At 67.0% G+C, this 14099-nt stretch carries 12 protein-coding genes; 10 read left to right on the top strand and 2 right to left on the bottom strand.

The window, feature by feature from the left end:
• Positions 1-251: 251 nt before the first annotated feature.
• Positions 252-2021, bottom strand: a complete 1770-nt coding sequence (locus OP79_RS36020) for a GMC oxidoreductase (protein ID WP_033326337.1) — start codon at positions 2019-2021, stop codon at positions 252-254.
• Between the two features lie 159 nt (positions 2022-2180).
• Complete coding sequence (locus OP79_RS56165) at positions 2181-2954, bottom strand: matrixin family metalloprotease (RefSeq protein WP_169786237.1); 774 nt, start codon at positions 2952-2954, stop codon at positions 2181-2183.
• A 276-nt stretch (positions 2955-3230) separates the two neighbouring features.
• Between OP79_RS56165 and OP79_RS56160 the strand changes: the two genes are divergently transcribed.
• The 10 genes from OP79_RS56160 to OP79_RS35965 form a co-directional block, all read left to right on the top strand.
• The gene (locus tag OP79_RS56160) at positions 3231-4139 is read left to right on the top strand and encodes a lipase family protein (protein ID WP_033326335.1); all 909 of its coding nucleotides are present in this window, start codon (positions 3231-3233) and stop codon (positions 4137-4139) included.
• A 538-nt stretch (positions 4140-4677) separates the two neighbouring features.
• Positions 4678-5961, top strand: a complete 1284-nt coding sequence (locus tag OP79_RS36005; protein WP_033326333.1) for a DUF7224 domain-containing protein — start codon at positions 4678-4680, stop codon at positions 5959-5961.
• 2 nt (positions 5962-5963) lie between these two features.
• A complete protein-coding gene (locus OP79_RS36000; protein ID WP_033326331.1) occupies positions 5964-6551 on the top strand; it encodes a hypothetical protein in 588 nt (195 codons plus the stop codon).
• Positions 6548-7297 (top strand): ATP-binding cassette domain-containing protein, encoded by a 750-nt coding sequence (locus OP79_RS35995; RefSeq protein ID WP_033326329.1) that lies wholly within the window; start codon positions 6548-6550, stop codon positions 7295-7297. The genes OP79_RS36000 and OP79_RS35995 overlap by 4 nt, the downstream gene beginning before the upstream one ends.
• Before the next feature lie 224 nt (positions 7298-7521).
• Positions 7522-8766, top strand: coding sequence for an FAD-binding protein (locus OP79_RS35990; protein WP_033326327.1), 1245 nt, complete (start codon positions 7522-7524; stop codon positions 8764-8766).
• A gap of 238 nt (positions 8767-9004) precedes the next feature.
• Positions 9005-10243 carry an ROK family transcriptional regulator gene (locus tag OP79_RS35985; RefSeq protein ID WP_033326457.1) on the top strand — a complete coding sequence of 413 codons (1239 nt, stop codon included), beginning with the start codon at positions 9005-9007 and terminating at the stop codon, positions 10241-10243.
• A 188-nt stretch (positions 10244-10431) separates the two neighbouring features.
• Entirely contained in the window at positions 10432-11694 is a 1263-nt protein-coding gene (locus OP79_RS35980; protein ID WP_033326325.1) for an ABC transporter substrate-binding protein, read from the top strand.
• Positions 11695-11714: 20 nt separating this feature from the next.
• Positions 11715-12677 carry a carbohydrate ABC transporter permease gene (locus OP79_RS35975; RefSeq protein ID WP_033326323.1) on the top strand — a complete coding sequence of 321 codons (963 nt, stop codon included), beginning with the start codon at positions 11715-11717 and terminating at the stop codon, positions 12675-12677.
• Positions 12674-13573, top strand: a complete 900-nt coding sequence (locus tag OP79_RS35970) for a carbohydrate ABC transporter permease (RefSeq protein ID WP_033326321.1) — start codon at positions 12674-12676, stop codon at positions 13571-13573. The genes OP79_RS35975 and OP79_RS35970 overlap by 4 nt, the downstream gene beginning before the upstream one ends.
• A gap of 28 nt (positions 13574-13601) precedes the next feature.
• On the top strand, positions 13602-14099 hold a 498-nt coding region (locus OP79_RS35965), incomplete at its 3' end, for a sugar-binding domain-containing protein (protein WP_033326319.1).

The following is a 14099-nucleotide window of genomic DNA, read 5'->3' as shown; positions in this document are numbered from 1 at the left end:
AAGCGCTTTCTGGCGCCTGGCAGCGCGCAGACCTCCGGCCAGGGCTGCGCACGGGTGGCGCGTAAGGCCAAGGGCCGATCAGGCGGCATCCGTAGTGAGACTCATGCATCGTGAAGTTTGCTGGTCACGGGTCTGGTGTCACGACCAGCCCGAGATCCCCGCACACCAGACCCATGACCCGCAACTTCACGATGCACACCGCTCACTGAGTTGCCGACAGGTGCTTGGTCTGCCACCGCCGGTCCGCGGTCTCATCCCGTCGGTGTCAGGTGTTCCGCCAGGCGCAGTGCGAGTGCGGTCAGTGTCAGGGACGGGTTCGCGGCCGGGGACGTGGGGAACACCGAGTTGTCGCAGGCGTAGACGTTGTCGTAGCCGAGGAACCGCAGGTTGCTGTCGACGACACCGCCGATGCGCAGGGTGCCGACCTCATGGGCCACTCCGCCCAGCGACGCCGTCTTCAGCGACAGGTCCTCGAATCCGACCCGCTGCGCGTCGAAGGCGGCGAAGACCGATTGTTGGACCTGCTCGATCTGCTCCTGGACCTCCTGCGCGACGGAAGCGGGCCGGACTTGGACGGTCACGGGGGCATCCGGTGAGCCGCCGAGTTCGACGCGGTTGTCGTTCTGCAGATCCGCGTGGAGCAGGAAGACGAGTTCGCACAGCACCGAGTCGGCCTTGTCCTTGCGGTGCTGCGCGAGGTTGTCGGGATCGGCGTAGCGGCCCTGGTTGAAGTCCGCGCCCAGTTCCAGCACCACGTTGTAGGGGTGGTCATTGGCCGTGGCGTGGCGGTACCGGGACAGCACCTTGGCACTGGAGGCGGGCACGGCGTGCGGCGAGGCGAAGGGGAGGGAGAAGTGGGTGTAGAGGATCGGATGGTCGGTGATGCCACGTCCGATCAGCTGGTTGGGGTCCTTCAGCCGGGACTGGAGGGCGATTTTCGCCGACTCGATGGTCCCCGCGGCCAGCACGATGTTCCGGCCCCGGTAGCGGCGTTCCCGCCAGTTGAGGAGGTCGAAGCAGCGCACGCCGCTGGCCTGGCGGTCTCCGTCGGTGAGCACCTCGCGGACCGCGTGGTTGAGGTTGACGGTGAGCCTGCCTGGTGGCGGGGTGTTGTCCTGGACCAACAGACTCTCCAGTAGCAGGTCGGCGGTGGAGAACATTCCCCCGGGCATCGACGCCGAGGTGTAGCCCTGGTACTGGACCGCCACCGGTGCGTCGAGGTGCTCGTGGTCGGGCAGTGTGGTGGTCAGCAGCCGTTTGGTGTCCTCCTGGTAGGCCGAGGCGACCGGGGTGGTCCGGTTGAGGGCGTCCTGCGCGCGCCGGTAGCCCATGTCGAGGAGGTGATCGCGGATTTCCTGGGGCCAGCCGGCGAGTTCCCAGGCACTCATTGCGGGGATCAGACCGCCCCAGAAGACAGACCGTCCGCCAAGGTTGAATCCCTGGGCGCCCTGGAAGTCGGATCCCGGGCCATTGGTGTAGTTGACCGTGCGGAAGTCCTGCCACAGCCCCCATACATGCTTGTCGAAGACTCCGGTGCGCAGTCGGCGGGGAAGATTGGCGACATGGGTGGGGAACAGATAGGACCCGAGTTCCAGTACGAGTACGTCCGCGCCCCGGTCGCCGAGCTGATCGGCGAGGATCCCGCCGCCGAAGCCGGAGCCGACGACTATGACGTCGTAGATGTGGTTTTCGTCGTACTCGGGTTGGACGAGAGCTCGTTGCACCCGGCCGGATTCCGCGACCACCTTCCCCTCGGCGGCGAAGGCAACCTCGGCGTCCGTGTAACGGTGGGTTACGCCGGGCGCTGTCGCCACGATCAGGTTGGGCCCTGCCATCCAGGCGGTGCGGTCCAGCACGAGCTTGAACTCCAACTGACCCTCGTAGTCGCGCTCGTCGAGCGTGAAGACCCACTGCCCGTCCGAGAACCAGCCAGGGATGTCCGCATTCCAGTTCTTCGAGGTACGAAGAGAAACCACATGCCCGGGCGCGGCCGTCCGGGTCTCGAGGACAACGGTGAACACAGGAACTCCCTGGGGACTCAACGATCACTATGTGTAGCGACCCACGAACCGGACAAGCAGGAGATGGCCAGGACCGCCGGCGTCACCTCGAGCGGAGCGCTTCTTACGGCCCTGGGTTCCGGCATTCACGGTCTGCCCGTGTGGCCGGCGTACAAGAGGTCACGATCGGGCGGGAGCACGGGACCATCGGCCTGGGAAAACAGCGAAACAGCGGATTCCGGCACGGTCGTCCGCCGCCGGGACCGACGGCGTCGGACAGAAGGGGTTCATCGTCGAACTCGGCACCGAGGTGTGCGCCAGGCCCAGTGAGTGACCGAATTCGTGCACCATGACCGTCAGCAGGTCGAAGCCTTGGGCGGTGAATCCCTCCTGCCATGTCTCGTCCTCGTCGAAATGTGCGTCTCCGGCCAGATCCCCGGCATTAGGCGGCGGGAAGAACGCATGTGCCAGTACACCTTGGGGTCCGTCGAACGGGAAATTGTCGCCGTAGTTGAGGGCGCCGAAGAGAATTTCGATGTCGGGTGCCTCTGTGGTCTCTTGGAACACCAAGGGAACCACCGCTGCCCAGCGATCCCAGGCCACGGCTATAAGGCTGCGTTGCCGATCGCTGTCCAAGTCGGGGGAGAGATTATTTACGCGGTACGTGAGGACCGCGTGATCCCCTACGGTGCCGAAGGCAACGAAGGTGCCGATGCCGGCCTCAAGGGCACCCTGCCGGTCCGGGAACCCGCAGCGCGGCCGTTCGGACACTTTCTCTGTCTCGGCGTCGACTTCCCCGGTGGCCGGAAGCAGGGCCATGGCCTGGCACGCCCGGACGGCCGCCGCGCCCTGGGGAGAGTCGAGGGCGGCTTCGTCCGGGAGGTAGCCGAACTGCCGCAGATAATCGAGCGCACGTTTGCCGTCGGGCATGCTGGTCACTTCTCCCTGGCTCACGCCTGTGAGTTTCGCAGCGTCCCGCGGATACAGGACTTTGGCTAGCCCCGGGGCGCGGGAATCTCGTCTCCCACTTTTCGTCGTCGCCGCGAGATCAATCGGGCTGCCCGTCAGCGATGATTCATTCCTTGCTTCCGCAGGAATCAAGAGCGCGTCGAACGGGCAACCGCGTCTGCCTGTACCAATATTTTGTGGCGGGTTGACCGGAAGCCGCTGGAGCAGGATGCTCCCCGCGACCGCGCTCCGCAGCGGGAAATCGGAAGGGAGATTTCCGCTATGGAATTCAATGCGAACTCCGCCACGTTCATCTATGTGCATGGCGCTGGCAATAAACCGCCGGAGTCCGACCTGAAGCGCGCCTGGGACGAGGACTTGTTCGGACGGGACATGAGAGAGCGCACCCGGATGGTCTACTACGCCGACCTGCTGCACGACCGGCCTGCCGCGATCGCAGCCGATGCGTGCGGCGCGACCGGTGCCCTGGCAGCGCTCGTGTCCGACGCGTTTGCCGATACCGCACTCCTCGAGGACGCCGAAGCCCGCGAAGCGTTTGGCGAGATGGACTCGAACGGGCAGGAGTTTGCCCTCTCCCTGGCGATCAGTATGGCGGCCCGCGCCGCGAGCCCGACGGGCCTCGCCCCGACCACAGACGTCCGCCCCGCCGCCGGTGTCGTCGAGCTGCTGCCGCTGCCCGGACCGCTGCGCCGCTTCTTGCTGCGGCAACTGCTGCGGCATCTCATCCCGGACGCCAACGGGTACTTCTTCACCAGAACTCAGGACAGGATCAGGGACCGACTGCGCACGGTCCTCGACGCCGTGGCCGGACCCGTCGTGGTGGTCAGCCACAGCCTTGGCACTGTCGTTGCCTACGACGTGCTCAGCGAGGCCGACTTTGCTCAGAAGGACGTCCCGCTGTTCATCACGCTGGGCTCGCCTCTGGGCTACACCGAGATCCAGGACGTCATCACCCGGCCCCTGCGCATTCCCGCCCCGGTACGATTGTGGACGAACTTTGCCGACCCGCTTGACCTCGTCACGCTGGACACCACCTTGGCCGACGACTTCAGGGGCGCGGCGAAGGTGATCGCCGACATCAGGGTGGACAACCCCTCGCCGAACAACCATGCGTCCTGCGGCTATCTGCGATCCCGCCACGTGCGTGACGCTGTGACTGCGGCAGCGTGACGATCCACGTCCGCACCTCCTGCAGTCGCTTGGCCAACTCCTCGGCGAGCACGTTCAGTTCACTGCGGCGCGCCGTGATCCGCTCCAGCTCCTGCATCCCCGCGCCCTCCCACGTTCTCCCGGCGTACCGGCCCGGTGACGGATCGTAGGAGCAGCATCGCGGCGGGCGCGGCAGAACCTGGGAAGGACTCCGGCCGACAGGTCGGACGATCTTCACCGTGGACACCGGCCCCGCCTTCACCTCCGGCTCGGCCGGGAATGGCGTTCTGGCCTGCAGATACGCGCCGATCGCCGCGTCCAGCCCGTCACCGATCTGATCGTTGCTCAGGCGGAGGGGCGGTGCTACGTTCACCCAGCCTTTCGGTCCCCAGTTCGAGGGGAGGGCCTCGACCCTCGAAATCACCAAGCTCGGTTCGGGGTGCGGCGCTTGCACGGGTGCCGCCGACAAAGTCAGCGTAGACACGACCCTGGCTGACTAATCCTGCCGGGCCGCCGCACTGCATGCGGCGGCCCGGGCTTGTTCTCCATACGAGGGTTCATGCGCTTCTCCTCCGCTCTTCGCACACATCCAGCTGTGCTGGCCTTCCCCGTGATCGGCCTCTTCTTCACCTACGTCTTCCTCACGACCACCCGGAACATCGAGTCGCTCATTGCAGCGCCGTGGCCCGCACAGGTCGCGTCGTACGCCGTGCATGCCCCGGTCCCGATGGCCGCCGCGGCCGTGGCAGCCCTGGCCGCGGTGGAGGCGACACGACTGCGAGCCCTCGGTACCTGGGAGTTGGGGGCCGCGCGCTCCACTTGGCGCATCGCCGTCCAGCCCATCCTCATCGCCGTGCTCTCCCTGTCGGTCCTCACCGCCGGCGTCGCGGCCGGTGGGCTGTGGGTGGTCGGGGTCCTTCCCGATCTGTATGTGTGGCAACTGATGGGGATCGTCGTCGTCCTGCTCACCGCACACGCTGTCATCGGATTCGTCATAGGGCGCCGATTCCATGCGCTGTACGCCGCGCCGCTCGTAGCCGTGACGGTATTCATCGGGGTCAGCTTCCCGCTGGGGACGGACAGTTACTGGGCGCACCATGTCACCGGGTCCATCGCCTGGGTGGGGTTCGGTGAGACGTACTCGCCGGCCATGACGGCAGCCGCAGTTCTGCCGACGGTCTGCCTGGCCCTTGCCTGCGTTGTACTGGCACGGCACGGGCGTATCCGCGTCGCCTCTGTCACCACATCCCTTGTGATCGCAGTCGGTGGCCTGCTCGGCGCATACAGCATCACCAAGGACTGGCCTTCGATCGCTCCTACCACGAAGGGCTTGGCCCCCATCACCTGTGAGGGGGACGTGCCTGAGGTCTGCCTGCCGTCAGCCGGCTCCGAGCACATCGGGGAGATTCAGGCCGAACTCCACAAGATGACAGGCCAACTGCAGGACAAGGGCATCATCAGGAAGAAGCCCACTCGCATCACCGACCTCACCGTGGCCGATGTCCGGCGACTCGACGCCGAGGGAGAGCACTGGTCACTCGACCTCGTGCCCGGCAACGCGGAACAGGTCCTTCGGGAGAACATCGCCATTTCCGTCGTCGGAATGCCCTGCGCGAATCCGGACTGGAACACTTTGCACTACAACACCCTCTGGGCCGCCCGGACCATAGGTGTGGAGAGTGAGTACCTCGCCTGGCTGTCCCACGAGACCCAGCAGTTCACACAAGGGCAGAGCCGAGAGCAGCTCCTCGCCGAGATGGCCAGAGTGGACAAGCTCCCAGCGCAAGAGCAGAAGACCTGGTACGCCGAGCAGCTTCGGCATGCCTGCCGGGCAGGTCGCTGAACATGATCTGGTGGCTGCGCCAGCGGGGAGCCCTGGACCTGCTGCCCGGTGCCCTGGTGGCCTTCGCCCTGAGCATCGGGCTCACCCTGGATGTGGTCCTCGTTTTCCCGGCACTCCTGGGGTACTACGCCGTACCAACAGAGCTCGGCAACTTCCTCTGCCTCATCCCCTCCGTCGCTTTGGTCGTCTGCCTGGAACGGCGACTGCCCTCCATGGAACGGTCTGCCGTCCGCAGGCTCGACGCGAGGGACATCACCCTGGTCTCCGGCTTCGCCGTGCTCGCAACCGTCGTGGCCATGGCGATGTCTCCACTCGACCCAGAAGCGATGTGGACAGCGGCGCGCAACAACCTGCTCTTCTGCGGACTCGCCCTGGGCGCCTGGCCACTGCTCGGACACAGGGCGACCCTGCTCCCTGCCTTCTGGATGATTCACTCCATGTTCCTCGGAGGCCGGAGTCGCAACGACCCCTACCCCTGGGTGATCGTCACAGAGCAAGCCCATGTCGCACATGCCGCCGCAGGCGCCGGCGCTGTCTTTCTGGCCGGAGTTCTCTCCCTCGTCTGCTTCGCACCAAGGACCGCCCGATGACTCTGCTGCTCGACCGTGTGACCTTCAGCTACCACCGCTGGATTCGCCCTGTCCTGTCCCGCTTCACCTACGAGGTCCCTGAGCAAGGGCTGACGATCCTGCTCGGCCCCAACGGAGCGGGCAAGTCCACCACGATGGCTCTGCTCGCCGGCACGGTCACGCCGAAGGCGGGCAGAGTCCTGCTCAGCGGCACGGACCTCACCTCCGCCAGCCGTGAATACCGCCGCCACGTGGCCTGGCTGCCTCAACGGGTGCCCACCTCACGGCAGTTGACTGCCCGAGAGTACGTGGCATACGTCGCCTGGCTGAAGGGTGAGAGCCGCTCCCGTGCATGGGAGCGCGCCGGAGCCGCCCTCGACCAGGTCGGCCTGGCCGAGCAGGCCGGCCAAAAGACGGCAAGGGTCTCCGGGGGACAACTCCGCCGTGTCGGCATCGCCTGCGCCCTCGCCCACGACGCGCGCGTCATCTTGCTGGACGAGCCCACGGCCGGACTCGACCCCCACCAGCGCATGGTCTTCCGTGACGTGCTGCGGGAGGTCGCGGCGAAGACCCCGGTGCTCATGTCGACGCATGACATCGCCGACCTGGCCGACGAAGCCGACACCGTCACCCTTCTGGATGGCGGCCGGGTTCGCCACCACGGCGGGACTCAGAGCTTCCTGGACCACGCACGCCCTGACGCCGCACCGGCGCGCCGGGCCGAGTCGGCGTACTCCGTCCTCATGCGACTGGACGGCTCGCGGTGAGGGAGGTCCGGCAGCATCGGTCGATGCGCCCGCGCTGCGTGCCGCACCGGAAGCCGACTGAGAACCCCGGAGGTTTCCGCGACGGGCACACCGAACGGCTGGCACAGAGCGAACCACGGGCACAGCGAACACCGCCGCCCTACCCGCCGAGGGCACCCAGCCGCCCGTCAAGGTAGCTTCCACCTACAACAGAGGGCTTCCTGGGGAGGGACGACATGGCAGGGATGGCAGAGCCCGTCACCAACTGGGCGGGCAACATCACCTACTCCGCCAAGGAGCTGCACCGCCCGCACTCGCTCGACGCGCTGCGCGCGCTCGTCGCGCAGAGTGCGCGAGTGCGGGTGCTCGGCAGCGGGCACTCGTTCAACGCGATCGCCGACCCGGGCAGCGAGGGTGTGTTGGTCTCGCTGACCGCGCTGCCGCCGTCGGTCGAGGTGGACACGGCGGCCCGTACGGTGCGGGTGGCGGGCGGGGTCCGGTACGCGGAGCTGGCCCGGCGCGTCCATGAGCACGGGCTCGCCCTGCACAACATGGCCTCGCTGCCGCACATTTCGGTCGCGGGCTCGGTGGCGACCGGCACGCACGGCTCCGGGAACGGCAACGGCTCGCTGGCCTCGGCCGTACGCGAGGTCGAACTGGTCACCGCCGACAGCTCGTTGCTGACGATCACCCGCGGCGACGCCCGCTTCGACGGCGCCGTGACCTCCCTGGGCGCGCTCGGCGTGGTCACCGCGCTCACCCTCGACCTGGAGCCGGACTTCGAGATCGCCCAGCAGGTGTACGGCCAACTCCCCCTCGCCGGACTGGACTTCGAGACGGTGTCGGCAGCGGCGTACAGCGTGAGCCTGTTCACCGACTGGCAGCGGTCCGGCTTCGTACAGGCCTGGGTCAAGCGTCGGACCGACCAGCCGCTGCACGACTTCCCGTGGGCCGCGCCCGCCACCGAGGCCATGCACCCCGTGCCGGGCATGCCCGCCGGGAACTGCACGCAGCAGTTCGGTGTGCCGGGCCCCTGGCATGAGCGACTGCCGCATTTCCGCGCCGAGTTCACCCCGAGCAGTGGCGCCGAGCTCCAGTCGGAGTACCTGCTCGCGCGCCCGTACGCTCTCGACGCCCTGCACGCTCTCGACGCGATCCGCGAGACGATCGCGCCGGTCCTGCAGATCTGCGAGGTCCGCACGGTCGCCGCCGACAGCCAGTGGCTGAGCCCCGCGTACGGGCGGGACACCGTGGCGTTCCACTTCACCTGGGTCGAGGACACGGCGGCCGTACTGCCGGTGGTGCGGCGCGTCGAGGAGGCACTCGCTCCCTTCGATCCGCGCCCGCACTGGGGCAAGGTGTTCACCACTCCACCGGCCGCGCTGCGCGAACGCTATCCGCGGATCGACACGTTCACGGCCCTGGCCGAGGAGCTGGACCCGACCGGCAAGTTCCGGAACACCTTCGTCCGCGAGGTGCTCGGCGTCTGACGTCCAGGCATCCCCCAAGTAAGCCCTGTCTTTCTACAACCCCTTTCCTAACCCCTTGTCGAAACTCCGTCGCAGGCCATAGCCTTGCGCCGCGCCGGGGCCGACGTGGCTCGGCATGGTTCTGAAGGGATCGAGGGGGCCGCCCGGTGCTGTGTTTTCCCGGGGGACAACCCCCGGACCCCCGGCAGGAAAAGCAGGTCCGGATCGCAGCCCGGTGCTGGTCAGTGAGGGGAGTTTCATGAAGCGCGGCACATCACGCGACATACGCACCGCGAACCGCTATGAGGTGCTGCGCCAGATCATCGCCGAGTCGCCCACGTCCCGGCAGGAGCTGGCGGCCGCCACCGGGCTGAGTCTGGCCACGGTGGCCACGCTGGTCGGTGAGCTGCTCGACCTCGGGATGCTCACGGAGGTCGGATTCGAGGACTCGGCGGGTGGCCGCCCGAGGGGCCTCGTGGCCGTCAACGCGTCGGGGGGCGCGTTGATCGGCGTGGACATCGCGGAGACGTACGTACGCGTCGAGCTGTTCGACCTCGCGCTGAACGTGCTGGCCCGTGCGGACGAGGACATGCGCCCCGGTGAGAGCCGCCCGGTGCAGGTCGTCGGACATGTGGCCACGGCTGTCGGCTCGGTGGTCGCGCAGGCCGGGGTCGAGGGCGCGCGTGTTCTCGGGGTCGGGGTCAGCGTGCCGGGGCAGGTGGACCGCGCCACCGGCATCGCGGAGTACGCGCCGAACTGGGACTGGCACGACGTGCCGCTGCTCGATCTGCTCTCCGAGCACATCTCGTATCCGCTGTATCTCGACAATCCGCTGCGCGCCTGCGCGGTCGCCGAGCTGTGGTTCGGCGCGGCCCGCGGGCGGGGGAACGCCGTGGTGGTGAACCTCGGCACCGGGGTGGGCGCCGGACTCGCCTTCGGCGGCGGGCTCCATCGCGGGGTCAGTAACAGCGCGGGCGAATGGGGCCACACCACGCTCGTACTGGACGGGCGGCTCTGTCACTGCGGCAACCACGGATGCGTGGAGACATATGTGGGAGCGCCCGGAATCATGCAGAACCTGCGGGAGTTGAGCCCCCGCAGCCCACTGCACCACCCCGAGGACCAGACGGCAACCATCGACGCCCTGGCCCGTGGAGTCGCCGCCCAGGATCCGGTGGCGGTCAAGGTGGTCCGGGACACGGCCCGTTACCTCGGTGCGGGCATCGCGGACCTGGTGAACCTGCTCAACCCCGAGGTGGTCGTGCTCAGCAGCTGGGTCGCGGCCGCCCTCGGCGAACCTCTGCTCGAGGAGGTGCGCGAGGCGGTGGCCCGGCACGCGCTGAAGCGGCCACTGGCCGCCACCGAGATCGTCCTGTCCCCCATTCCCACCGATCCGGTGTGCCTCGGCGCGGCGACGTTCGCGCTCGAGGGCGCCCTGTCCTCGGTCACCCAGAAGGCCGGCCAGAGGCCCAACCGGCGCACCTGGTCCAGGCAGTAACCGACCCTGGGGTCACCCTCGCCAGGCCCCACGTTCGGAATTCCGAACCGGACACAACGCTTCGAACAGACTTCGTCCAACCCCTTGCCGAAGCCTTAGCCGAAGGTTAACGTCCCGCCGCAACCCAATTTGAGCTACTGGGCGCTGAGCCGTAGAGCCGCAGCCGTACAAGAGACAAGGACGTCAGCATGTCGGCAATGAGCAACAACTGGGACCGCCGATCCATACTCCGGGCCACCATGGGCCTGGCCGCCGCCGGCGGGCTGGCCGCGTGCGGTGGCAACACCGGCCGCTCCGAGGGAGGCGCCTCGGGCAAGGCCCTGACGCAGTACTTCCACGCGTACGGTGAGGCCGGCACGCAGGAGGCCATCAAGCGTTACGCGAAGGACTTCGACGGCGCCAACGTGGCCACGCAGTGGATCACCGGCTCCAACTTCGAGAGCAAGCTGTTCTCGGCCCTGCTCACCGAGAACGCGCCCGACGTCTTCGAGTTCCACCCGCAGCTCCAGCTCATCGAGAGCGGCCAGGTCGCGGACCTGAGCGACCTCGTCAACCCGGTCAAGGACGACTTCAACCCCGCCGACCTCAAGTCGCACACCATCGACGGGAAGATATGGGGCGTCCGCATGATCGACGACCCGCAGTTCTTCTACTACCGCAAGTCGGTGCTGGAAAAGGCGGGCGTCGGCGTGCCGCAGACGCTCGACGAGCTCGTCGAGGCCGCCGCCAAGCTCACCACCGACAAGGTCAAGGGCCTGTTCATCGGCAACGACATGGTCCAGACGAACTACTGCCTGATGTGGTCCTCGGGCGCGGACCAGCTCACCGCCGACAACCAGATCGCGTACCACACGGACGCGGTGGCCGAGAACCTGGCGAAGTACCGCAAGATGTTCAAGGCCGGCCATCTGCTGACCGGAGCGCCCGCCGACTCCTGGGACCCCTCCGCCCTGATCCAGGGCCTCTGCGCGATCCAGTGGAGCGGCATGTGGGCCATGCCGGCGCTGCAGAAGGCGCTCGGCGACGACCTCGGCATCTTCCCCTACCCCGTCGCCGCGGACGGGGCCAAGCCGTCCGTCTTCAACGGCGGTTGGTCGATGTTCGTGAACGCCAAGGGCAAGAACGTCGACCTGGCCAAGGAATACGTGAAGTGGCTGTGGATCGACCAGAAGGAGCACCAGGAGGACTGGGCGCTCAGCTACGGTTTCCACGTCCCGCCGCGCAAGTCGATCGCCGAGTCCGCCGACAAGCTCAAGACGGGTCTGCCGGCTGAGGGCGTCAAGTTCTTCAACGAGTACGGGCGGTTCGAGAACCCGCACTGGACGCAGGCGATGATCACCTCGTTCGAAGAGGCGGTCGCCGACGTCGTACGCAAGGGCGTGGAGCCGGAGAAGGCCCTCGACACCACGGATGCGAAGGTCAACCGCGAACTCAAGAAGCTCTTCGGATAGGCCGCCGGACAGGTAACGACATGTCGACCACGACTACGCGTGATGCCACGCGCCCCGCCCCGGCCAAGGTCTCCAAGACCAAGCCGCGGCGGGGTGTGCGGGGCACCACGTTCAACTTCTGGCTCTTCACCGGACCGTTCCTCATCGGTCTGCTGATCTTCGTCTACATCCCCATCCTCTGGAGCGCCTGGCTCAGCTTCTACGAAGCGCGCTACACGGTCACGCCGGACAAGTTCGTCGGCTTCGACAACTACGAGTACATGCTGACGAACGGCGACTTCGTCGGGTCACTGGGGACCTTCACCGTCTTCGCCGCGATCGTCGTGCCGATCACCTGGGCGCTGTCGCTGGGCCTGGCGCTGATGGTGCACCGACTGCGCTTCATGAAGGCGTTCTTCCGGTCGGTCTTCTTCCTGCCGACGGCAGTCAGCTTCGTCGCCGCCTCGCTGATCTGGAAGATGTCCATCTTCAGCGGCGTGCGCTTCGGGCTGATGAACACCGTCCTCGGCTGGTTCGGCATCGAGAACGTCGCCTGGCTGGCCGACCCCAATCCGCCCTGGTACTGGCTGGTCATCGTCACTCTGCGACTGTGGCTGCAAGCCGGCTTCTACATGATCCTGTTCCTGGCGGCACTGCAGAACATCCCGCCGTCGCTGTACGAGGCCGCCGCCATCGACGGCGCCAAGCCGGGCTGGCAGACCTTCTGGTACATCACGCTGCCCCAGCTGCGGGCGACGTCAACGGCCGTGATCCTGCTGCTCCTTGTGGCCGCGTATCAAGCCTTCGACGAGTTCTTCAACCTGATCACGAAGACGACATGGGGCCGACCACCACTCGTGGAGCTGTACTACACGGCTCTGGGTGAGAGCCAGGACTACGGCGCCGGCAGCGCGGGCGCGATGATCCTCACCGTCCTGATCTGCACGGTGACGCTGCTGCAGGGCAGGATCATGGGCTTCGGAAGGGGTGACGAGAACAAGTGACCACCACCACGCCTCCGATCAAGGAGACCGCGCCCCGGGTGAGCAAGAGCAAGCCGCAACGCATCAGGCGCGGCAGCGTCATCAGCTCCACCGGCCTCTACATAGCCACCGGCGTCGCGGCCTTCCTCTTCCTGGTCCCCTTCTATCTGATCGTCCGCAACGCCCTGTCCACGGACGCCGAGATCACCGGTGAGGAGTGGAAGTTCTTCCCCACCGACATCCAGTGGGGCAACATCAGCGAGCTGTTCAGCGACAACACCGTGCCGTTCGCGACGTCCCTGTGGAACTCCACGATCGTCGGCGTCGCGCACACCGTGGGCGTCCTGCTGATCTGTTCGCTGGCGGGCTACGGACTGGCGCGCATCCCGTACAAGCACGCCAACAAGATCTTCTACCTGGTCCTGGTGACCCTGATGGTGCCGGCCGCCGTCACCTTCGTACCGAGCTTCGTGCTGGTCTCGTCGCTCGGCTGGGTCTCGAGTTTCCGCGGTCTCATCATTCCGGGGCTTTTCAGTGGTTTCACCTGCTTCCTGTTCCGGCAGTACTTCCTGGGGTTCCCCAAGGAGCTGGAGGAGGCGGCGCGTGTGGACGGGCTCGGGTACTGGGGCGCGTACTGGCGCGTCGTCGTGCCCAACTCGCTGAACTTCTTCGCGGCCATCGCCACCATCACCTTCATCCAGGGCTGGAACGCCTTCCTGTGGCCCCTGGTCATCGGCCAGGACCAGGAGGCGTGGACGGTCCAGGTGGCGCTCTCCTCGTACATGACCAACCAGACCGTCAACTTCCATCTGATCTTCATGGCCACCGCCATCTCGATCCTGCCCCTGGTGCTCGTGTTCCTCTTCCTCCAGCGCTGGCTGGTGCAGGGGGTCGCACAGACAGGCATCAAGGGCTGACACCTTCTCTCAGGAACGCTGGAGACCGATGTCATTGCGCACCACAACTTCCGTCGACTACGTCGAGGACGTCTCACCCGGGCGCGGGGCGCTGCCGCCCCGCGCCTGGTACGCGTCCTCCGACGCTGCCTCCCTTTCGCTGAACGGGAGTTGGCGCTTCCGACTGTCGGCGACCGCCGACGCCGAAGACGACTCCTTCGCCGCGGAGGGGTACGACGCCGGGAACTGGGCCGAGGTGCGGGTCCCCGGCCACTGGGTCCTTCAGGGCCACGGCTCGCCCATCTACACCAACCACCTCTACCCGTTCCCGGTCGACCCGCCGCGTGTGCCGACCGAGAACCCGACCGGTGACCATCTGCGGGTCTTCGACCTGCCGGACGAGTGGCCGGCGGATGGCGGGGCCGTGCTCCGTTTCGACGGCGTCGAATCCTGCGCCCGCGTCTGGCTGAACGGCACCGACATCGGCGAGTTCAAGGGCTCCCGGCTGCCGCACGAGTTCGCGGTCGGCCATCTGCTGAAGCCGACG

This window comes from Streptomyces yerevanensis (assembly GCF_000716805.1).
GTDB lineage: Bacteria > Actinomycetota > Actinomycetes > Streptomycetales > Streptomycetaceae > Streptomyces > Streptomyces flaveus.
The sequence above is the reverse complement of the archived record's forward strand: the minus strand, read 5'-3'. Positions and strand labels throughout refer to the sequence as shown.